The sequence below is a fragment of the Aeromonas sp. Lyrl_2 genome (assembly GCF_051948815.1).
Lineage (GTDB): Bacteria > Pseudomonadota > Gammaproteobacteria > Enterobacterales > Aeromonadaceae > Aeromonas > Aeromonas veronii.
Genome location: NZ_JAYJLJ010000004.1, coordinates 63,336 through 85,502 on the forward strand (window position 1 = coordinate 63,336; position 22,167 = coordinate 85,502).

At 59.0% G+C, this 22,167-nt stretch carries 18 protein-coding genes; 10 read left to right on the forward strand and 8 right to left on the reverse strand.

Features of this window, described 5'->3' with window-relative positions; all coding sequences use genetic code 11:
- Positions 1 to 158: 158 nt before the first annotated feature.
- A complete protein-coding gene (locus VF684_RS04555) occupies positions 159 to 2,420 on the reverse strand; it encodes a patatin-like phospholipase family protein (RefSeq protein WP_139440354.1) in 2,262 nt (753 codons plus the stop codon).
- Between the two features lie 234 nt (positions 2,421 to 2,654).
- Here VF684_RS04555 and VF684_RS04560 point away from each other — a divergent pair, with 234 nt between their 5' ends.
- Positions 2,655 to 4,565, forward strand: a complete 1,911-nt coding sequence (locus tag VF684_RS04560; protein ID WP_139440258.1) for a methyl-accepting chemotaxis protein — start codon at positions 2,655 to 2,657, stop codon at positions 4,563 to 4,565.
- Between the two features lie 84 nt (positions 4,566 to 4,649).
- Here the strand turns inward: VF684_RS04560 and VF684_RS04565 are convergent, their stop codons facing one another.
- From VF684_RS04565 to ampD, 6 genes are all read right to left on the reverse strand, one after another.
- Entirely contained in the window at positions 4,650 to 5,612 is a 963-nt protein-coding gene (locus VF684_RS04565) for a sensor domain-containing diguanylate cyclase (protein WP_139440260.1), read from the reverse strand.
- A 124-nt stretch (positions 5,613 to 5,736) separates the two neighbouring features.
- Positions 5,737 to 7,164: a dihydrolipoyl dehydrogenase gene (gene lpdA / locus VF684_RS04570; RefSeq protein WP_005336123.1), complete on the reverse strand. Its 1,428-nt coding sequence runs from the start codon at positions 7,162 to 7,164 to the stop codon at positions 5,737 to 5,739.
- Between the two features lie 148 nt (positions 7,165 to 7,312).
- Positions 7,313 to 9,202, reverse strand: a complete 1,890-nt coding sequence (gene aceF / locus VF684_RS04575; protein ID WP_201998033.1) for a pyruvate dehydrogenase complex dihydrolipoyllysine-residue acetyltransferase — start codon at positions 9,200 to 9,202, stop codon at positions 7,313 to 7,315.
- Between the two features lie 119 nt (positions 9,203 to 9,321).
- On the reverse strand, positions 9,322 to 11,982 hold the full coding sequence (gene aceE, locus VF684_RS04580) for a pyruvate dehydrogenase (acetyl-transferring), homodimeric type (RefSeq protein WP_064339264.1): 2,661 nt from the start codon (positions 11,980 to 11,982) through the stop codon (positions 9,322 to 9,324).
- A 79-nt stretch (positions 11,983 to 12,061) separates the two neighbouring features.
- A complete protein-coding gene (gene pdhR, locus VF684_RS04585; RefSeq protein WP_005336127.1) occupies positions 12,062 to 12,826 on the reverse strand; it encodes a pyruvate dehydrogenase complex transcriptional repressor PdhR in 765 nt (254 codons plus the stop codon).
- A gap of 278 nt (positions 12,827 to 13,104) precedes the next feature.
- Entirely contained in the window at positions 13,105 to 13,680 is a 576-nt protein-coding gene (gene ampD / locus VF684_RS04590; RefSeq protein WP_139440264.1) for a 1,6-anhydro-N-acetylmuramyl-L-alanine amidase AmpD, read from the reverse strand.
- A 130-nt stretch (positions 13,681 to 13,810) separates the two neighbouring features.
- On the opposite strand from ampD, the gene VF684_RS04595 reads away from it, so the two are divergent.
- The 9 genes from VF684_RS04595 (at position 13,811) to yacG (ending at position 21,615) form a co-directional block, all read left to right on the forward strand.
- Positions 13,811 to 14,281: a retropepsin-like aspartic protease family protein gene (locus VF684_RS04595; protein ID WP_040068932.1), complete on the forward strand. Its 471-nt coding sequence runs from the start codon at positions 13,811 to 13,813 to the stop codon at positions 14,279 to 14,281.
- Positions 14,282 to 14,284: 3 nt separating this feature from the next.
- Complete coding sequence (gene nadC, locus VF684_RS04600; protein ID WP_139440266.1) at positions 14,285 to 15,148, forward strand: carboxylating nicotinate-nucleotide diphosphorylase; 864 nt, start codon at positions 14,285 to 14,287, stop codon at positions 15,146 to 15,148.
- Positions 15,149 to 15,477: 329 nt separating this feature from the next.
- A complete protein-coding gene (locus VF684_RS04605) occupies positions 15,478 to 15,897 on the forward strand; it encodes a pilin (RefSeq protein ID WP_050552022.1) in 420 nt (139 codons plus the stop codon).
- A gap of 3 nt (positions 15,898 to 15,900) precedes the next feature.
- Positions 15,901 to 17,607 (forward strand): PilB family type IVa pilus assembly ATPase TapB, encoded by a 1,707-nt coding sequence (tapB, locus tag VF684_RS04610; protein ID WP_005356616.1) that lies wholly within the window; start codon positions 15,901 to 15,903, stop codon positions 17,605 to 17,607.
- A 240-nt stretch (positions 17,608 to 17,847) separates the two neighbouring features.
- Positions 17,848 to 19,089 carry a type II secretion system F family protein gene (locus VF684_RS04615; RefSeq protein ID WP_139440269.1) on the forward strand — a complete coding sequence of 414 codons (1,242 nt, stop codon included), beginning with the start codon at positions 17,848 to 17,850 and terminating at the stop codon, positions 19,087 to 19,089.
- Between the two features lie 61 nt (positions 19,090 to 19,150).
- A complete protein-coding gene (locus tag VF684_RS04620) occupies positions 19,151 to 20,023 on the forward strand; it encodes a prepilin peptidase (RefSeq protein WP_107684318.1) in 873 nt (290 codons plus the stop codon).
- Positions 20,024 to 20,036: 13 nt separating this feature from the next.
- Complete coding sequence (coaE, locus tag VF684_RS04625; RefSeq protein ID WP_107684319.1) at positions 20,037 to 20,651, forward strand: dephospho-CoA kinase; 615 nt, start codon at positions 20,037 to 20,039, stop codon at positions 20,649 to 20,651.
- 37 nt (positions 20,652 to 20,688) lie between these two features.
- Positions 20,689 to 21,411 (forward strand): cell division protein ZapD, encoded by a 723-nt coding sequence (gene zapD, locus VF684_RS04630; protein ID WP_005336141.1) that lies wholly within the window; start codon positions 20,689 to 20,691, stop codon positions 21,409 to 21,411.
- A 9-nt stretch (positions 21,412 to 21,420) separates the two neighbouring features.
- Positions 21,421 to 21,615: a DNA gyrase inhibitor YacG gene (gene yacG, locus VF684_RS04635; RefSeq protein WP_005336142.1), complete on the forward strand. Its 195-nt coding sequence runs from the start codon at positions 21,421 to 21,423 to the stop codon at positions 21,613 to 21,615.
- Positions 21,616 to 21,692: 77 nt separating this feature from the next.
- Here the strand turns inward: yacG and mutT are convergent, their stop codons facing one another.
- A complete protein-coding gene (gene mutT, locus VF684_RS04640) occupies positions 21,693 to 22,097 on the reverse strand; it encodes an 8-oxo-dGTP diphosphatase MutT (protein WP_107684321.1) in 405 nt (134 codons plus the stop codon).
- Between the last annotated feature and the right edge of the window lie 70 nt (positions 22,098 to 22,167).

Below are 22,167 nucleotides of genomic sequence, written 5' to 3' on the forward strand. Positions count from 1 at the left end.
TAGGGTGCTCCCCACTATATAAGTTTTAACGACTAATTAAAATCCAAACCCTGTTTACTTATTCACCACAAAATCGTAACCAATTAAACAGACTGGTGTTTTTTGAAAATTAATTGAACGCCCTCAACCAGAGTTAACAAATTGGCATCATTTCAGCATTATTCGAACGTACTGCCCAATTGCAGATAGAAGACGTCATTGCCCCCCTCCGCCATGCCGTAGCCGAGGAACACAGGGCCGAGGAAGCTCTCCACCCCGACATAAACCGACCCGGCGGTAAACGAGCTCTCCAGACTGATATCCTCCCCCTTGTTCCAGACCCCGCCCTGCTCCAGAGATCCGCCCAGATAGAGCGGCATCTTGAGGGCACCGAAGTCATTGTCTGCCACCCGATAGATGTAGCGCAGGCCACCAAACAGGCTGTAGCGACCGCTCAGCTGGTAGCGCTGGAAACCGGAGAGGCGGAACAGTCCGCCCAGATCCTGAATATGCAGCGGCACCACCTCTTCACTGCCCGAGCCACCCCCTTCGAGGATCAGGTTGAGGCTGTGCCTGTCCCATGACCAGGGCTTGATCATCGAGAGCTGATAATTCCAGCCTTCACTGCGGCCATCTGCTGACTCGAGTCCATCCACACTGACGTGGGAGTGGCCCAGTTTCATGTCCCATTTCACCCCCTGATAGGGGAAATAGAGGCTATCCAGATTGTCGTGTTCAAAGCGGACATAGGGGCCCCACGCCGTGGCATCCATCTCCAGCCCCTTGAAGTTCTTCACATCAATCGTGCCCAGTTGTCCCTCCAGCCCCATCGACAACCTGCTCCAGGGCTGGCGGTTCCAGCCCACCGCCAGATCACCGCTGAAGAAGGAGTATTCGGAGTCGAGATAGCTTATCGAAACCATCTCGGGATCCGGATTGGGGAAAAACAGGCGGCGCAGGGTCTGGTCATAGGCCAGACTCGCCTCACCATAGAAGGTCTGGGAGGGTTCGAGCGGGGTATAGAAGTCGGTCTTGATATGTTTGGCCGTGCCCAGCGACGCCTCGGTCAGCCACTCGGCACCCCACTCGTTGACGTTGGTGAGGGTATAGGACATGCCGACGTTGTAGTTGGAGGTGTTCTCGAAGTCATCGGTGAAACCGAACTGGAAGTTGAGGTAGCCCGGCCCCCAGTTCTTCTCGCTGGCGTCCACCAGCAGCACGTTTTCCCCGTCACGCTCCTCCACCTCGTAGGTGATGCGATCGAAGGACTCCAGCGCGTAGAGGCGGCGAATGCCCGCTTCCAGACTCTCGTTGGTCTGCACCTTGTCCGGCCGCACTTTCAGCATGGCGCGCACCGTCTCGTCGGAGAGGCGCGACTTGTTGATGATCTCCACCTTGTCGATAAAGTAGGCGGGCTGACCGCTACGCTCGGCACGGCGGCTCAGCTTCTGGTTGCGATAGGCGTTGTACTGCGCCTTGGTGAGCGACAGTTTATCGAGTTGCAGCGACACCTTGTCAGCCGCCGTCTCACCGATCTTGATCCCCTCCGGCATCCGGGCAAAGTCGGCGATCCCCATATCGCCAAACTCGGGTGCGATCAGTATGTCTTTCGGCCCCATCAGCGCCTTCTGCTTGTCGGTACCAACCTGGGTCATATAGGTGGTGAGCTGGTCAATCATCGCCAACCCTGACTTGAGGGACTCCCGGGTACGCAGCTTGGCACCGATATCCACCGCGATCACCACGTCGGCCCCCATCGCCTTGGCGACATCCACCGGCATGTTGTTGACGCTGCCGCCGTCCGCCAGGATGTGCCCCTCCCACTCCACCGGCTTGAGGGCGCCGGGAATGGACATGGAGGCCTGCATCGCCTTGGCCAGGCTGCCGTGATCGAGCACAAAGGGGGTGACCGTCTCCATGTCAGTCGCCATGGCGCGGTAGGGAATGGGGAGATCATCGAAGCTCGCCTGCACCGGCAGGTTGGAGGTTGCCCCCCGCAGCAGGCTGGCCATGGATTGGCCCTGAAAGAAACCGTCCGGCAGCTGGGTGGTGTCGCCATTCACCCCGATGTCGGTGCGCAGCTGATACTGCTCGTTCTGTTGCTTCTTGCGCAGCGACAGCTCGTCGCGGCCAACCTTGTCCTGATACCCCTTGTTCCAGTCGATGGCCAAGGTGGTGCGCTCCACCTCCTCGGCACTGAGCCCCATGGCATACATCCCCGCCACATAAGAGCCCATGCTGGTGCCGACTATGATGTCGACCGGAATCCGTTTCTGCTCCAGCACCTTGAGGATGCCGATATGGGCAGAACCCTTGGCGCCGCCGCCGCTGAGCACCACCGCAATTTTCGGGCGCTCCCCCTGTGCCGCCACAGCCAGCAGCGGGCAGGCCGCCAGCATCACCAAAAGCAGACGGGTCCATCCCGCACCTAAGCTGCGCATCATATTTTCCATATTATTCAGAGGGTCAGTCACCAAGGATGGCCTCTACTATAAGGGGCCCGGCAGTTAGCGCAACCGTCAATCCGCATCCCGCCTGTGCTGCATGGCGAAGGGGCACGCCGCCGCCCCTGTGAGCGCAAACGTAATCCGCAAATAAAGGGCTGCAAGCCTCATGGGTAGCGCCGCGCTGCCGCTAATATGAGCGTCGTCAATCTCAACCTTTTGAGCACCTTTATGCTGGCAACCCTCACTCTTAAACAGAAAATACTGGCCACGGTCACCCTGGCCGTGGTCGTCTCCTGCCTGCTGGTAGGCTACTTCAGCCAACGCTCGGCCCAGCAACTGATCGAAAACCGGATGTTCGAGCAGGAGCTCCCCAACCTGACCCAGCGGATCAGCAAGGAGATTGAACAGGATCTCCACGGCATCGCCCAGGCCGCCCGCCAACTGGCCACCGACCGCTTCATCCTCGACTGGGTGGATCGGGGCATGCCCAAAGAGCAGGAGCCGATCCTCATCAACCAGCTCAAGGATGTGGCCAACCAGTATGGTCTGGTGACCGCCTCCTTCGCCGATCGCCAGAGTGCAGCCTACTACAACCAGGATGGCTTTCTGCGCAACCTGACCCCCACGCAAGACGCCTGGTTCTATGACTACACCAAGAGCCAGAAGGAGATGACCCTCAGCATCTTCCGCGAGAGCAACGGCGAGGTGAAGCTGTTCGTCAACTTCCAGCAGCTCAACGGGCGCGGGCTGGCCGGCTTTGCCAAATCCCTCGACACCATGGTGACCATGGTCTCCAACTTCCGGCTGGAAGAGAGCGGCATCGTCTTTATGGTCGATGGCAGCGGCAAGGTGAAGCTGCACCCCGAGGCCAACCGTATCGAACGCGATACCTTGGGCGGCATCGCCAGCGGTGATACCGGCAGCCTGCTGGCCAAACGCCCCTTTGCCGTCATCAACGCCGAGGTAAATGGCGAGCCCATGGTACTGGCCAGCAGCTATATCCCGCTGCTCGACTGGTATCTGGTGGCCCAGGTGCCAGAAGCCGAGATCTATGCCGAGCTGGATCAGACCCGCAACGAGATCCTGATGATCTCGCTGGTGATTGCGCTTGCCATGGGGCTGATGGGGATGCTGCTGGCAGGCTCGGTCAGCCGCCCGCTCAACGAGCTGGCCCGCCTGTTCAAGGAGCTGGGCAGCGGCGATGGTGATCTCACCCAGCGCCTGAAAGTGGAGGGACGTGACGAACTGAGTCAGGTCGCCACCGGCTTCAACAACTTCGTCGCCAAGATCCACGGATCCATCGAGCAGGTGGCAGAGAACTCCCGCCAGCTCGCGGCCACCGCCAACGAGGTGGCCAACAAGGCGCAGCTGACCCAGCACAACTGTACTGCCCAGCGTGACCGTACTGTGCAGGTGGCCACCGCCATCCACGAAATGGGGGCCACGGTGAGCGAGATCGCCGGTAACGCTTCGCTGGCAGCCGAAGTAGCCAGACAGGCCAACGATCAGGCCGATGCAGGGGCAGTAGTGGTAGCGCAGGCGCGCCACGGCATCGTCGACCTCTCCGGCGAGATTGAGCAGGTGGCTGGGGTCATCGAGTCGCTGGCGAGCCAGACCGACTCCATCGGCAGTATCCTCGAAACCATCCGCAGCATCTCGGAGCAGACCAACCTGCTGGCACTGAACGCCGCCATCGAGGCCGCTCGCGCCGGTGAACAGGGTCGAGGTTTCGCCGTGGTGGCAGATGAGGTGCGCAATCTGGCCAACCGCTCCGCCGCCTCGACCGCCGAGATCCAGGGGATGATCAACCGCTTGCAGGAGCAGAGTGCCCGCGCTGTCAGCGCCATGGCACAGGGGCGCGACCAGAGTCTGGAGGTGGTGAGCCAGGCCGATGAGGCCAACGCCGCCCTCGGCCAGATCACCGCCCACATCACCCAGATCAACGACATGAACATCCAGGTCGCCACCGCCACCGAGGAGCAGTCCAGCGTGGTCGGCGAGATCAACCGCAACGTGGAAGATATCAACCAGCTCACCATGGAGACCGCCGATATCGCCCACCAGCTGACCGAGTCGAGCCGCAGCCTGCAGCAGCTCTCCGGTCAGCTGGACAAGCTGGTTGGCAACTTCCGGCTCTGACCCCGACCTTGACCTGAGTCATCAACAACAGAGAGCGCCGTAGCGCTCTCTGTTGTTTTGGTGGCGGCTAATCCGGCATAGCCGTCAGCCCTTGCCATCCCGTTTGCGCTGATACATCAGCTCATCCGCGCGGGTGAGCAGCTCGGCCAGAGAGGCACAACCGCGCCCGTCATAGCAGACAATTCCGGTGCTGCAGGTCAGTGCATAACCGCAACCACTGTGCTGATTGTGCTCGGCCAACATGACATTGAAACGCTCATAAGCCAGTTGCGCCTGCGCCTCCACCACATTGGGCAGCAGGACGGCGAACTCATCGCCGCCCATGCGGGCAAACACGTCGGCGCCACGAAAAGCCTGCTTGAGCAGAGTGGCAAAGGCGATCAGGGCCCGATCCCCTTCTGAATGCCCCCACCTATCGTTGATCCCCTTGAAGCCATTGAGATCCAGATAGAGCAGTGCCAGTGGCATCTGCAAGCGACTGGCCAGCGAGAGGCTCTTCTCCGTCAGCATCACGAACCCGCGCCGATTGGAGATCAGGGTCAACTCATCAATGGTGGCCAGCTGCACTGCTTCTAGCTCGCGCACCACCATCGCAGCCAGATCCTTGAGCAGTCCCACATCCTCGTCGCTCAATTCCCGTGGCACCGTATCGATGATGCAGAGCGTCCCCAGTTTGCAACCGTTGGCGATCCGCAGTGGCTGTCCGGCATAGAAGCGGATGCCGGGCCCACCCACCACCAGCGGATTGTCGGCAAAGAGGGGATCCTGCGAAGCATCCGGCACTATAAAGGTCTCATTGCCCATGATGGCGTGACCACAAAACGAGATGTCCCGGGCGGTCTCACGGACCTCCAGACCAATACAGGATTTGAACCACTGGCGATCTTCATCCACCAGACTCACCAGCGCGATGGGGACATTGAACACCCGTCGGGCCATGCGGGTCAGCCGGTCAAACCGCTCCTCGGCCTCGGAATCCAGCAAAGATAGCCGCCGCAGGGTCTCCAGCCGCAATGCCTCATCGGGTGGAATGGGTGCTTCTAGCATCGTGCCTCTCTCGTCAGTGCCAAAACCTATCTTTAGCATATTGGGCTTTGTCGAAGTCGGGGCAGCAAGGAGAAAACAAAAAGCCGCTCATTCGAGCGGCTTTTTAGACAAGCGGGGAAGAAAATTACTTTTTCTTCTTGGCCTTGGCGTTCGGCAGGTCGGTGATGGAGCCTTCGAACACTTCGGCAGCCAGACCCACGGACTCGTGCAGAGTCGGGTGAGCGTGGATGGTCAGCGCGATATCTTCGGCGTCCGCACCCATCTCGATGGCCAGACCGATTTCACCCAGCAGTTCACCACCGTTGGTACCGACGATGGCACCACCGATGACTCGGCCGCTCTCCTTGTCGAAGATCAGCTTGGTCATACCGTCGGAACAGTCGGACGCAATGGCGCGACCGGAAGCAGCCCACGGGAAGGTAGCGACTTCGAAGTTAAGGCCCTGTTGCTTGGCTTCCTTCTCGGTCAGACCAACCCATGCCATCTCTGGCTCGGTGTAGGCGATGGACGGGATCACTTTCGGGTCGAAGTAGTGCTTCTTGCCGGCGATAACTTCGGCGGCAACGTGACCTTCGTGAACACCTTTGTGTGCCAGCATCGGCTGGCCAACGATGTCACCGATGGCGTGGATGTGCGCCACGTTGGTACGCAGCTGCTTGTCCACCTCGATGAAACCGCGCTCGGTCACGGCAACGCCTGCCTTCTCGGCATCCAGCATCTTGCCGTTCGGCACACGACCTACGGCAACCAGCACGTTGTCGTAACGAACCGGCTCGGCAGGAGCGTGCTTGCCTTCATAGGAGACGTACAGGCCGTCTTCGCGCGCTTCAACTGCGGTGACCTTGGTCTCCAGCATGATGTTGAATTTCTTGGCGACGCGCTTGGTGTAGATCTTGACGATATCTTTGTCGGCAGCCGGAACCAGCTGGTCGGCAAATTCCACCACGTCGATCTCGGAACCCAGAGAGGAGTAAACGGTACCCATCTCCAGACCGATGATGCCGCCACCGATAACCAGCAGTTTGCCGGGAACGGTTTTCAGCTCCAGCGCATCGGTAGAGTCCCATACGCGCGGGTCATCGTGGGGGATGAACGGCAGCTTCACCGGACGGGAACCGGCCGCGATAATGGCGTTGTCGAAGGTCACGGTAGTCTTGCCGTCGGCACCTTCCACTTCCAGGGTGTTCGGGCCGGTAAATTTACCCAAGCCGTTAACAACCTGAACTTTACGCATCTTGGCCATGCCAGCCAGACCGCCGGTCAGCTGGTTGATAACCTTCTCTTTCCACAGACGGATCTTGTCGATGTCGGTCTGCGGTGCACCGAAGACGATGCCGTGCTCGGCCAGCGCCTTGGCTTCTTCAATCACTTTGGCAACGTGCAGCAGCGCCTTGGAGGGGATGCAGCCCACGTTCAGGCAGACGCCACCCAGGGTGGAGTAACGCTCGACGATAATAGTATCCAGACCCAGATCGGCTGCACGGAAAGCAGCGGAATAACCGGCAGGGCCAGCACCCAGTACTACGACCTGGGTTTTGATTTCTTTACTCATCATGACCTCTTTGTCGTTCTTATATCCCCGGACAGCGCAGTCTTATACCGAAACGGGTGGCTGCAGCCGTGAAAAAAACGGGGCAAGTTTACGATCATGTTAATGAAATGAGAAGTAAAAAGGGCAGGCTCTGGGCCCGCCCTCTCACTTACAGGACCAGTCGACGAATGTCGGACAGCACACCGTTCATGGTGGTGATGAAGCGAGCCCCATCGGCACCATCGATCACGCGGTGGTCGTAGCTCAGAGCCAGCGGCAGCATCAGGCGCGGCGCGAACTCTTTACCGTTCCACTTCGGCTTCATCTCGGACTTGGAAACACCAAGGATGGCCACTTCCGGCGCGTTGACGATCGGGGTAAAGCTGGTACCGCCGATGCCACCCAGGCTGGAGATAGTGAAGCAACCGCCCTGCATGTCGGCAGCGGTCAGCTTGCCAGCACGGGCCTTCTTGGAGATCTCGGCCAGATCGCGAGACAGCTCCATGATGCCCTTCTTGTTAACATCGCGCACCACGGGCACAACCAGACCGTTGGGGGTATCTACCGCCACACCGATGTGGATGTACTTCTTCATGATCAGCTTGCTGCCATCTTCGGACAGGGAGCTGCAGAAGCGCGGGTGAGCTTCCAGCGCCTTGGCGGCGGCTTTCAGGATGAACACCAGCGGGGTGATCTTCACGTCGGCCTTCTGCTTCTCGAGCATCGCGTTCTGCTCTTTGCGGAACGCTTCCAGCTCGGTGGTATCGGCTTCGTCGAACTGGGTGACATGAGGAATCATGACCCAGTTGCGGTGCAGGTTCGGACCGGAGATCTTCTGGATGCGGGTCAGCTCGACCTCTTCCACATCACCAAACTTGCTGAAGTCTACCTTCGGCCACGGCAGTACGCCCAGACCGTTGCCACCGGCTACGCCGGCAGAGGCAGGAGCGGACTCGGCACGCTTGATGGCATCCTTCACGTAGGCTTGTACGTCTTCTTTGACGATGCGGCCCTTGCGACCGGAGGCTTTCACCTTGGCCAGGTTGACGCCAAACTCGCGCGCCAGACGGCGTACCGCCGGAGAGGCGTGTACATAAGCGTCATTGGCAACGAAATCAGTCGCAGCGGCAGTGGCCTGGGCAACCGGAGCCGGAGCTGCGGCAACAGGGGCAGCGGCGACCGGTGCGGCAGCTTGAGCAACCGGCGCGGCGGCAGGAGCTGCGCCAGCCACTTCGAAGACCATGATCAGGGAACCGGTGGAGACCTTGTCACCCGCCTTCACCTTGATCTCTTTGACCACACCGGCGAACGGCGCAGGCACTTCCATGGAGGCCTTGTCACCTTCCACGGCGATCAGGGACTGGTCGGCTTCAACCTTGTCACCCACGGCAACCATGATCTCGGTGACTTCCACTTCGTCGCCACCGATATCCGGTACGTTGACCTCTTTGTCAGCGGCGGCAACCGGGGCAGCAGCCACCGGAGCGGCAGCCTGGGCCGGTGCAGCAGCAACGGCAGGAGCGGCGCCAGCCACTTCAAATACCATCACCAGAGAGCCGGTAGAGACCTTGGCGCCAGCGGCAACCTTGATCTCGACTACGCGGCCTGCGAACGGTGCCGGTACTTCCATGGAGGCCTTGTCACCTTCCACGGCGATGATGGACTGGTCAGCTTCTACCATGTCGCCCACGGCAACCATGATTTCAGTCACGTCCACTTCGTCGTCACCGATGTCCGGTACGTGCACATCTTTGCGCACGGCAGCGGCAGGTGCGGCGGCCGGAGCAGCAGCAACCGGTGCAGCCACTTCTGCAGGAGCAGCAGCGCCTTCGGCTTCGAAGATCATGATCTGGGAACCGGTGGCAACCTTGTCGCCCACCTTGATCAGGATCTCTTTGACGATACCGGCGGACGGAGCCGGTACTTCCATGGAGGCCTTGTCGCCTTCTACTGCGATGATGGACTGGTCCAGCTCGACCTTGTCACCCACGGCCACCATGATCTCGGTGACTTCAACTTCATCGGCGCCGATATCTGGCACCATAATCTGTTTGGACATTGTGCTTTATCCTCTTGCGTCGATCCGCGTGACTGGCTGATGCCGCCACGCACATCTCGCGTTAACCGTTTTAAATCCTGGCAGGGTCGCGCCGTATGACGGCGCGCCCCTTGATCCACTTACGCGTACAGCGGGTTGACCTTGTCGGCATCGATGCCGTACTTGGCGATGGCGTCGGCCACAACCTGCTTGTCTACCTCGCCGCGCTTGGCCAGTTCGGTCAGAGCAGCAACCACCACGTAGAACTCGTTCACTTCGAAGTGACGACGCAGGTTGGCACGGCTGTCGGAACGGCCGTAACCGTCGGTACCCAGCACGCGGTAGTTCTCGGTCGGAACGAAGGCGCGAACCTGATCGGCGAAGGACTTCATGTAGTCGGTCGCAGCGATGGTGGCTTCGGAACCCAGTACCTGGGCGATGTAGGGTACACGGGCTTCGGCAGTCGGGTGCAGCATGTTCCAGCGATCCGCGTCCTGACCGTCACGGGCCAGCTCGTTGAAGGAGGTGACGCTGAACACATCGGAACCGATGCCGTACTCGCTGGCCAGGATCTGGGCAGCCTTGCGCACGTGACCCAAGATGGAACCACAACCCAGCAGCTGAACTTTCGCCTTGGTACCGGCGACGGATTCCAGCTTATAGATACCCTTGCGGATGCCTTCCTCGGCGCCTTCCGGCATGGCCGGCATGGCGTAGTTCTCGTTCAGGGTGGTGATGTAGTAGAACACGTTCTCCGGGTTCTCACCGTACATGCGGCGCAGGCCGTCCTGTACGATCACCGCCACTTCATAGGCGTAGGACGGGTCGTAGGAGATGCAGTTCGGGATGGTGTTCGCCAGAATGTGGCTGTGACCATCTTCGTGCTGCAGACCTTCGCCGTTCAGGGTAGTACGACCGGAGGTCGCACCCAGCAGGAAGCCACGGGCTTGCTGGTCACCGGCTGCCCACGCCATGTCGCCGATCCGCTGGAAGCCGAACATGGAGTAGTAGATGTAGAACGGGATCATCGGGCAGTCGTTGGTGCTGTAAGAGGTCGCAGCAGCCAGCCAGGAGGACATGGCGCCCAGCTCGTTGATACCGTCTTGCAGAACCTGACCCTGCTTGTCTTCCTTGTAGTAGGAGACGATGTCGCGGTCTTGCGGGGTGTACTGCTGACCGTGCGGGCTGTAGATACCGATCTGGCGGAACAGACCTTCCATACCGAAGGTACGGGCTTCGTCAGCCAGGATCGGCACGATGCGCTTGCCGATGGACTTGTCTTTCAGCATCACGTTCAGGGAACGCACGAACGCCATGGTGGTGGAGATTTCGCGCGCCTGCTCACCCAGCAGCGGACCGAAGGCATCCAGTGCCGGGATTTCCAGCTTGGTGGTGCTTTCGCGCAGACGGGTCGGCACATAGCCTTTCAGGGCAGTGCGACGGTCGTGCAGGTATTTGTGCTCGGCAGAACCGGCTTCGATCTTCAGGTAAGGCAGATCGGCCAGCTGCTCGTCGGCCACCGGCAGGTTGAAGCGGTCACGCAGGTGACGCACGGAGTCCAGCTCCATCTTCTTGACCTGGTGAGCGATGTTCTTGCCTTCGGCCGCTTCACCCATACCGTAACCCTTGATGGTCTTGGCCAGAATAACGGTCGGCTTGCCCTTGGTCTGGGTCGCCTTGTTGAATGCAGCGAACAGTTTGCGAGGATCGTGACCACCGCGGTTCAGAGCGAAGATCTCCTCGTCGGTCATGTCTTTGACCAGCGCGGCAGTTTCCGGATAACGGTTGAAGAAGTGCTCGCGGATGTAGCCACCGTCGCGGGACTTCATGGTCTGGTAGTCACCGTCCACGGTCTCGTTCATCAGCTGGATCAGCTTGCCGGAAGTGTCTTTCTTCAGCAGCTCATCCCACTTGCGACCCCAGATAACCTTGGTCACGTCCCAACCGGCGCCAGCGAACAGGCCTTCCAGCTCGTTGATAACCTTGCCGTTACCGACAACCGGACCATCCAGACGCTGCAGGTTGCAGTTAACCACAAATACCAGGTTGTCGAGCTTTTCACGCACGGCAACGGTCAGGGCACCCTTGGCTTCCGGCTCGTCCATCTCGCCGTCACCCAGGAAGGCGTAAACGGTCTGCTCGGAGCAATCCTTGATGCCACGGTCGGTCAGGTACTTCAGGAAGCGAGCCTGATAGATGGCGGCGATGGGGCCCAGACCCATGGAGACGGTCGGGAACTGCCAGAAGTCCGGCATCAGTTTCGGGTGCGGATAGGAAGGGATACCCTTGCCGTCCACTTCCTGACGGAAGTTGTCCAACTGTTCTTCGGTAAGACGACCTTCAGCAAAGGCGCGAGCATAGATGCCCGGGGAGATGTGACCCTGGAAGTAAACCAGATCGCCACCATCCTTCTCGTTGCGAGCACGGAAGAAGTGGTTGAAGCAGACATCATAGATGGTCGCAGAAGAAGCGAAGGAAGACATGTGACCACCCAGGTCCAGGTCTTTCTTGGACGCGCGCAGCACGATCATCATGGCGTTCCAGCGGATGATGGCGCGAATGCGGCGTTCCATCTCCAGGTCACCCGGGTAGTCCGGCTCGTCGCTGGACGGGATGGTGTTGATGTAATCGCGATTTGCCTTGGCAGCCACGTCCACACCGCTTACGCGGGCTTTCTCGGCCAACTGTTCAAGGATGAACTGAGCGCGTTGCGGACCCTCTTCACGCAGCAGGGATTCCAGAGAGGCAAGCCACTCCAGCGTTTCTATCGGGTCCACATCGTTCTTCAGGATATCAGACATGGCTGGTTCCTATGTTGTTGTGATTGCACGGCATTGCACGGCGAAGGGCGCAAGCATTCGACAATAAAGCCTTGTGGGATTAGTTTTCCTGCTGACGGATCCGACGCATGGATCGCTGGATCCGGCTGTCTTCCCTCTGCATATCCAACAAGGTGTCCTCGATAAAGGCCAGATGCTCATGACAAGCTGTTCTGGCCCGCTCCGGAGCCCCCGAAAGAATAGCCTCGATCAGATTCGCGCGATGGCGACGTATCTTGGCTACCACTCCCGGGCGGCGATTCAAAATCTCGTTATTCTGCAGAATGTTCTGCTCGAGCATCGGGCTCATGGCCCGCAGCAGGTGCAGCAGCACCACGTTGTGGGACGCCTCGGCCACCGCCAGATAGAACTGGGTGACGGCTGCCGATTCGGCCACCAGCGAGCCGAGTTGGCCCGCCTCCTCGATGGTGGTTTGCACCTGACGAATGCGCTCGAAATCAGACCCGGTTCCCCGCAAGGCCGCGTAGTAGGCACAGATACCTTCCAGCGCGTGGCGAAACTCCAGCAGATCATACTGGGCTTCCGGGTGGGTACTGAGCAGTTCGAACAGAGGATCGGCGATCCCCTTGCTCAGGGCATTCTGCACATAGGTGCCGCCGCCCTGACGGCGATAAAGCAATCCGCGCGCTTCCAGCCGCTGGATGGCTTCGCGCAGGGAGGGGCGCGATACCTGAAACTGGATGGCGAGTTCCCGCTCGGGAGGCAATTTCTGCCCTGGCTGCAGGCTGCCTTCCAGAATCATCTGTTCCAGCTCGGCGACAATGGAGTCGGCCAACTTGGGTTGCGTAATCTTGCGATAGGGCATGAGGCTACTTTGTTAAATTGGTATTACCAATTTTATGGATGGGGCGAAAATTAGCAGAGGCCTTTTGAAAAGTCCACTCAAAAGATGATCTGAGTCAAGAATCAGCCCCACCACTTAAGAGGTAAAGCAGGGGAAACATGATTTAGCTCATAGAAAATGGTCTGACCAATATTCTTGACCTCGCTCACAAATAACATTTGCGCAACCAGAGACAAAAATGGCCTACCAGATAGGCAAGCCATTGATTTTAAAATCCAAACTAAATTTGAATATTTACTTTAGCTGTTTAGTAGTTGCCGGTAGTAATCCCACTGGAAACTGGCTCCGGGATCCGTCTTGCGCCCTGGCGCGATATCGCAATGGCCGACAATTTTTTCGTGGGTAATCGCCGGATAGCGCTCCGAGATAGCTCGAGTGAGCCCTGCCAATGCCCGGTATTGAGCCTCGGTGTAGGGGATTTCGTCAGTCCCTTCCAGCTCGATACCGATGGAGAAGTCATTGCATGCCTCCCTCCCCTGCCAGCTCGAGATACCAGCATGCCAGGCGCGCGCGCCGAACGGCACATACTGCACCAGCTCGCCATCACGACGGATCAGGCAATGGGCCGAAACCCGCAACTGATGGATACCGGCAAAATAGGGGTGAGCCTCAGGGTCGAGTCGTCCCATAAAGAGATCGTCGATAAAGGGACCGCCAAACTCCCCCGGCGGCAGGCTGATGCCATGCACCACCAGCAGGGAAATATCGTCCGGCGAGACCCGTTCATTGTGGTGAGGAGAAGGCACCCGGCGCGCCTGCTGGCACCAGCCAGCGGCATCGATAGAGAAACAAGGTTGCGAAGCGAGTTGGGTCATCGGCTACTCGAGTTGGCTGATAAATGGCGAAAAAACGAAGATACCTGATAGGCAACCCAGCACCAACTCACTGAATCAACGGGAAATGGTATGTTAGGCTGAGTCATCTTCCGCTCGACATGGATGGGGTATGCAGCACACGGCACGCTGGATGTGGTTACTGGCCTGGCTCTCTTTGATGGGCCTGCTGACCCTCTATTTTCACTCCCGCAACCAACCAAGCGTCACCGCCAGCGGCGAGCTGTTGCTGCGGGCCGACCAGAGCGGCCACTATCGTCTGGAGGGTGCCATCAACGGCCAGCCGGTGCAACTGCTGCTCGATACCGGCGCCACCCGTATCACCATCCCGCAGCAGGTTGCCGAGCGGCTCGGCCTGACCGCTCATGGCAGCAGCCAGGTCAATACCGCCGCGGGGCAGATCCGGGTCGGCAACGGCACCATCGAAACGCTGGCGATGGGGCCATTGACCTTGTACGATCTGGCCATCTTTATCAATCCGGCGGCAGACGGTGACGAAGTGCTGGTTGGCATGAACGCCCTCGGTCGGCTGGAGCTGGTTCAAAAGGAGCGGCAACTGCTGCTCAGACCCTTGCAGGAATAAGGCATGTTTCAACAGGATGTCAGCCGCGCCGTGCGCGCCGCACTACTCGAAGATCTGGGCAATGCCCTCACCACACTGGACCAACCGGACGCCAGCGCCGATATCACCGCCCAACTGATCCCGGCAGATCGGATGGCCAGCGCCCGGGTCATCACCCGTGAAGCAGGAGTATTCTGCGGCCAGCCCTGGGTCGATGAAGTGTTCGTACAACTCGGCGGCGACGTGAAGGTGGATTGGAAGGTGCAGGATGGGGAAGTGCTCTCCCCCAATCAGGAGCTGTTCCGCCTCCATGGCCCTGCCCGCCTACTGCTGACCGGCGAGCGCAATGCGCTGAACTTTGTCCAGACCCTCTCCGGCGTCGCCACCCTCACCGCCCGCTATGTGGCGGAGCTGGAGGGCACTGACTGCCGCCTGCTCGACACCCGCAAAACCATCCCTGGGCTGCGCACCGCCCAGAAGTACGCGGTCACCTGTGGCGGCGGCAAGAATCACCGCATCGGCCTCTACGACGCCTATCTCATCAAAGAGAACCATATCCTTGCCTGCGGCGGCATTGCCGAGGCGATTAATGAGGCTCGTCATCTCAATCCGGGCAAACCGGTGGAGGTGGAAGTGGAATCGCTGGCCGAGCTGGAACAGGCGCTGGTGGCAAAGGCCGATATCGTGATGCTGGACAACTTCGATGTTGCCATGATGCGGGAAGCGGTCGCCATCAATCAGGGCCGCGCCAAGCTCGAAGTCTCCGGCAATGTGACGCTGGATACCCTGGCCGAGTTTGCCGCCACCGGTGTCGATTTTATCTCTGTCGGGGCGCTGACCAAGCATGTACGGGCGCTCGATCTCTCCATGCGCTTTATCCAGCAGTGAGATTCACCCCGCAGGCTTGAGCAAATACTCGACCTAACCGGATAAACAACTTGCAAAAGGCGCCATGGGCGCCTTTTCTTTATGCAGGATCCCTCAGCAAAGGAGTGTAATGACGGACCCGCGTCCCTCCCCATAAAAAAGAGTCGTTAGAAGCCTCTTGTTTTATGATTTATATCATGTTTTTGGTAAATGATAGAAAAGTTGTTAACAAGGGCGACAATCTCTGTTGCCACCCCTGAAAGCTCGGATAAGATACTGACGTTCGGATAGTTTTCTACCGACACTTCCCAGGAACCAAGGATAAAAGGATATTTTCCATGAAGAGCGAAATGAAGAAACAATCGGGTTTTACCCTTATTGAACTGATGATCGTGGTCGCGATCGTGGCCATTCTGGCGGCGGTAGCGCTGCCGGCGTATCAGACCTACACCAAACGAGCCAAATTTGCAGAAGTGATTGCAGCAGTAGGCCCCGTCAAAACAGCCATTGAAGTATGCGTTGCTGGCGCTTCTGATGATACTAAAGCGCAAGCATGTAATGCCGCCGGAACTGCTGCTGCTCCTGCTGCTTATGGTAACGTAGCAAGCGTGGCCGTTGACGCTGATGGCGTCATTACAGCCACAGCCATAGCAGCTCTTGACGATGAAACTTATACACTAACACCAGCACCACTAGTGAGCGCAGTAACTGCAGGAGCACAAGTTACCTGGACTCGCGGCGGCAGCTGTGAGGCAGCTGGTCTCTGCTAACGCATGACCTCTAGCCCTAATAGCGGCCTGGCATTAAGCCTGGCCGCCTCTTCACTGATTAGTGAAGAGGACTCCCAGCGCTATCTGAGCCAGGCCAAGGCTCAGCGCAAACCCTTTGTGACATTTCTGATAGAAAACGAGATCCTCGACAGCAAGGCGCTCGCCGATTTCTGCGAGCTGGAGTATGGGGTACCTCTGCTGGATCTTGCCGCCTTTGATTTGGCCGAGATCCCGCAGAAGTACCTCAATCAGAAGCTGATTGAGAAACACCATGTACTGCCCATCTACACTCAGGGCCACACCCTCTATATCGCCATGTCTGATCCGACCAATGTCTCGGCGTTGGAGGACTTTGGCTTCAGCTTCGGCCTTCATACCGAAGCGCTGCTGGTGGAGGAGAACAAGCTCACCGCCGCCATCGGCAAGCTGCTGGAGAGCGAAAATGACGCCCTCGGCATGGAGGATATCGACGAATCCGAAATTTCGGATCTCGAGGTCTCCGACGAGAACAGCCGGCTGGACGAGAGCGTCAATACCACCGATGACGATGCTCCCATCGTCAAGTACATCAACAAGATCCTGATGGATGCCATCAAGCGCGGTGCCTCCGACCTGCACTTCGAGCCCTATGAGTTCAAGTATCGGGTGCGCTTTCGTATCGATGGCATTCTGCATGAAATTGCCACACCGCCGGTCAACCTCTCCAACCGCTTCTCCGCTCGCCTCAAGGTGATGGCGCGGCTCGATATCGCCGAGCGGCGGCTGCCACAGGATGGCCGCATCAAACTGAAGCTGTCACGCAACAAATCGATGGATATGCGGGTCAACACCCTGCCCACCATGTGGGGGGAGAAGATCGTTATCCGTTTGCTCGACTCCTCGGCGGCACGCCTCAATATCGAGCAGCTTGGCTTCGACGACCGCCAGAAGGCACAGTACCTGCGCGCCCTCTCCAAGCCACAAGGAATGATCCTGGTGACCGGCCCCACCGGCTCGGGGAAAACGGTCTCGCTCTATACCGGCCTCAATATTCTCAACACCACCGAGGTAAATATCTCTACCGCCGAAGATCCGGTGGAGATCAACCTGCCCGGCGTCAATCAGGTGCAGGTCAACCCCAAGGCGGGGCTCACCTTTGCCAGCGCCTTGCGCTCCTTCTTGCGGCAAGATCCGGATGTGGTGATGGTGGGTGAAATTCGCGATCTCGAAACCGCCGAGATCGCTATCAAGGCGGCGCAGACCGGTCACTTGGTGCTCTCCACCCTGCATACCAACTCCGCCGCCGAGACCCTGACCCGGATGATGAACATGGGGGTTCCGGCCTTCAACATCGCCTCCTCGGTGACCCTGATCATGGCCCAGCGGCTGGCCCGTAAACTGTGCGACCACTGCAAGGCACCGGAAGTGGTGCCGGAAGCCGAACTGCTGGAGCTGGGTTTTACCCCACAGCAGCTGGCAGCTGGCTTGCGACTGTTCAAACCGGTTGGTTGCAAGGAGTGTTCCGGCGGCTACAAGGGGCGGGTCGGCATCTACGAAATCATGCTGATGTCGGAGAACATCGCCAAATTGATCATGCAGGGGGCCAACTCCCTGCAAATCGCCGCGATCGCCCAGAAGGAGGGGATGCGTACCCTGCGTACCTCTGGGCTGGAGAAGGCACGGCTCGGGGTCACCAGTCTGGCCGAGGTCAACAGGGTCACAACCAACTGATCCGTATGACGGAACGACCCGACGGTTTGGCTGGCAGAGCGAATTCGTCGTTCACGAACATGGAATAGATGACAACCCGAACGACAGAATAATCAGGCATTAAAGTGACCGGGCTGGCGCCAAGAAGGTACCACCCACCCTATCAGTACCCCGCAGGCATCAAGCCAGTCGGGCACCTTGACCAGGTTGGTGACGTGCAGAGTCCGACTCTGACAACTAACCCCATTGCAGGATGCAAAGATGGCAACCCTAACGAAAAAGAACAATGCCCCCAAGAAAGTCTTCGCCTTCCGCTGGCACGGGGTAAACCGCAAGGGGCAGAAGGTCTCCGGCGAGCTGCAGGCAGACAGCATCAACACCGTCAAGGCCGAACTGCGCAAGCAAGGGGTCAACGTCACCAAGGTGGCCAAGAAGTCCCAGGGGCTCTTCTCCAAGGGCGGCGCCAAGATCAAACCGATGGATATCGCCATCGTCTCCCGTCAGATCACCACCATGCTCTCCGCCGGCGTACCACTGGTGCAGAGCCTGCAGATCATCGCCCGCAGTCACGAGAAAGCCTCGATGCGCGAGCTGATGGGGCAGATTGCCGCCGATGTGGAGACCGGTACCCCCATGTCGGAGGCGCTGCGCCGCCATCCTCTCTATTTCGATGATCTCTATTGCGATCTGGTGGAAGCCGGTGAGCAATCCGGTGCGCTGGAGACCATCTACGACCGTATCGCCACCTATCGGGAAAAGTCGGAAGCGCTCAAATCGAAGATCAAGAAGGCGATGTTCTACCCCACCATGGTCATTCTGGTCGCCATCGTGGTCACCTCCATCCTGCTGCTGTTCGTCATTCCGCAGTTCGAGGATATCTTCAAGAGCTTCGGCGCCGAGCTGCCGGTGTTCACCCAGTTTGTTATCGGCATCTCCCGCTTTATGCAGAACTGGTGGTATGTCTTCTTTGGTGGCACGGCCCTTGGCATCTTCCTTTACGTGCGGGCCTGGCGGGCCTCCCAGAAGGTGAAAGACAATACCGACAAGTTCGTCCTCACCATTCCGGTGGTCGGGATGATCCTGCACAAGGCGGCCATGGCTCGCTTTGCCCGCACTCTGTCGACCACCTTCTCCGCCGGTATCCCGCTGGTGGATGCGCTGATTTCGGCGGCAGGGGCCTCCGGCAACTATGTCTATCGCACCGCGGTCATGGCCATTCGCAACGAGGTGGTGGCGGGCATGCAGATCAACGTGGCGATGCGCACCGTCGATCTCTTCCCCGACATGGTGATCCAGATGGTGATGATCGGTGAGGAGTCCGGTGCCATCGATGATATGCTCTCCAAGGTCGCCACCATCTTCGAACAGGAGGTGGATGATCTGGTCGATGGCCTCACCAGCCTGCTGGAACCCCTCATCATGGTGGTGCTCGGGGTGCTGGTCGGCGGCATGGTTATTGCCATGTACCTGCCCATCTTCAAGCTTGGCGAAGTGGTAGGCTGATTCATCAGGGCATGGCACCACAACCATGCCCTCCCCCTCATTCAATAACTGACGGTTGGTTATGACACTTCTTCTCGAGCTGGCTCACAGCTTGCCCTGGCTCTACTTCTCGCTGGTTTTTCTCTTCTCCCTGATGATCGGCAGCTTCCTTAACGTGGTCATCCACCGCTTGCCCATCATGCTGGAACGGGAGTGGCAGGCCGAATATCGCAGCTACTTCACCCCTGATGAGGAGGCCACTGCGCCAGAGTGCTACAACCTGATGGTGCCGCGCTCCGCATGCCCTCACTGTGGCCACGCCATCACTGCGCTGGAGAACATCCCGCTGTTGAGCTGGATCTGGCTCAAAGGGCGTTGCCGCGACTGTCAGGCCCCCATCTCGGCCCGCTATCCGCTGGTAGAGCTGCTGACCGCCCTGCTCTCGGTGGCCGTTGCCATGGTCATAACGCCAGGCTGGAGCACACTGGCCGCCCTGCTGCTGACCTGGGTGCTGGTCGCCCTCACCTTCATCGATCTCGACAAAATGTTGCTGCCCGACCAGCTCACCCTGCCACTGCTGTGGGGCGGGCTGCTGTTCAATCTGGCTGGTGGCTTCGTGCCGCTGGCGGATGCCGTGATCGGTGCCATGGCGGGCTATCTGGTGCTCTGGAGCCTCTACTGGGCCTTCAAGCTGCTCACTGACAAGGAGGGGATGGGCTATGGCGACTTCAAGCTGCTGGCGGCGCTGGGCGCCTGGCTCGGTTGGCAGGCGCTGCCCATAATTCTGCTGCTCTCATCCCTGATCGGCGCAGTGATCGGCATCAGTCTGATCGCCTTGCACAAACACCATCAGGGCAAGCCCATCCCCTTCGGCCCCTACCTCGCCATCGCGGGCTGGATCGCCCTGCTATGGGGCGATACCATCACCCGCTGGTATCTCTCTACCCTGCTTTGAGCAAGAGGCCCCCATGTATGTAGTTGCTATCACAGGTGGTATCGGCAGCGGCAAGACCACTATCGCCAATCAGTTTGCCGCGCTGGGTATCGAGGTGGTGGATGCCGATGTGATCGCCCGCGAAGTGGTCGAGCCGGGTACCCCGGCCCTTGCCGCCATCGCCGACCATTTTGGCCCGAATGTGATTGATCCGAGCGGTCAACTCGACCGTCGTGCCCTGCGCGAGCGGGTCTTCAGCGATCCACAGGCCAAGGAGTGGCTCAATGCCCTGCTCCACCCGCTGATTCGCAGCGAAATGCTGCGCCAATGTGCCGCGGCCAGTTCTCCTTACTGCCTGCTGGTGGTGCCACTGCTGGTGGAGAACAAACTCACCGGCCTCGCCAACCGGGTGCTGGTGATCGATGTGGATGAAGCCACCCAGATTGAACGCACCTGTCGCCGTGATGGGGTATCGGCCGAGCAGGCCCGGGCCATCATCGCCGCCCAAGCAAGTCGGGTGGAACGCCTCGCTGCGGCGGATGATGTCATCGAAAACCACAATGGCAGCGAAATGGCGATTAAAACGCGGATTTTGGCGCTGCACGAGACATATCTGGCAATTGCCTCTCAACAAGGCCGCCAAGTGTGAGTACACTAGGCCGGTTTATGGCTGGCCAGGATTAGGCATGATTTACGATTTCCCCCTCAATGAAAAAAGCCGGACCTATCTTCGTCTGGAGTCCCTGTTTTCCCAGATCCGCGACAATCTGGAGAGTGAACAATCCTGGGCACATATCGCCTTCTTCAAGGGGCTGTTCGATCTGCAGGAGTTGCTGGAGCGTGGTGACCTGCGCGCCGATCTCATCAAGGATCTGGAGCGTCTCGGCCAGCGTCTGAGCCACTGGGCCAGCCTGCCCGATGTCGATCTGGAGCAGATCAAACTGATGCAGCAAGAGAGCAGCCAGCTCTCCCGCAACCTGCTCAATTCACCACGCCCGGGTGCCCGCCTGAAAGAGGATCGTCTGCTCGGCTCCATTCGCCAGCGTTTCTCCATCCCCGGTGGCCTGTGTGCCTTCGATGTGCCGCAGCTACACCACTGGCTCGGCACCCCGGCCATCACCCGTCACCAGCAGATGCAAGGCTGGCTGAGCGACATTAACCTGCTGATGAATGCCATCACCCTGCTGCTGCGCCTGTGGCGTGAATCAGGCAGCTTCAGTGAGCAGGTTGCCAGCAACGGTTTCTTCCAGGACACCGCCGAGAGCGCCGAGCTGATCCGCATCAAGCTGCCCGGCAATCTGTTCTGCTACCCGACCCTGAGCGGCCACAAGAACCGCTTCGCCCTGCGCTTTCTGCCTACCGCAGAACAGCCGATTGGCGACGTACCGTTCCAGCTCGCCTGCTGCTAAGGAGGGCTTATGGTCACCAAGGTAAAGTGCCCGACCTGTCAGAGCGAAGTGGAATGGGGCCCGCAGAGTCCGTTCCGCCCCTTCTGCAGCAAGCGCTGCCAGCTGATCGATCTTGGCGAATGGGCCGATGAAGAAAAGCGCATCCCGGGGGAGATCAACCCGGATCTGCTGCCGGAGCCGGAAGAGGGCGATCAGTGGCTATAAGCCTCAGATCACTCACCTCCGCAATATGAAAAAAGGGCCGATTGGCCCTTTTTTCATGCTTGTTGATTGCTACCGGCTCATGCCAGCAGGCCTTGAAGCCGCGCTACAATCGGGCCATTGGCATCGGGGAAGTGGTAGTTATGCAGCTCTGCCACCGGCACCCACAGACACCCCTGCCCCTCTTTGCCGAACGGCTCACCGCTGAAACGGGTCACCTTCCAGATATCCAGCAATACCTGCTTCTCGGGGTAGTCGTGCTGCAGTTCCATGAAGGGGGCACAATCCAATACCCGGATGCCGATCTCTTCCCACAGCTCCCGATCCAGCGCAGTCAGCAGATCCTCACCGGACTCCACCTTGCCACCGGGAAACTCCCAGCGATCCCCCTGATGGCGATCGGAGGAGCGTCTGGCGATGAAGATATCGCCCCGTTCATTCTCGATGACGCCAACCGCCACCCAGATCCGTTTTTTCTGTTCCATCTTGGTACCTTTACACGCGATACATGACCGGGCCGTTCGATGCGCCCAACCTCTGGCTGGGTGAACGACC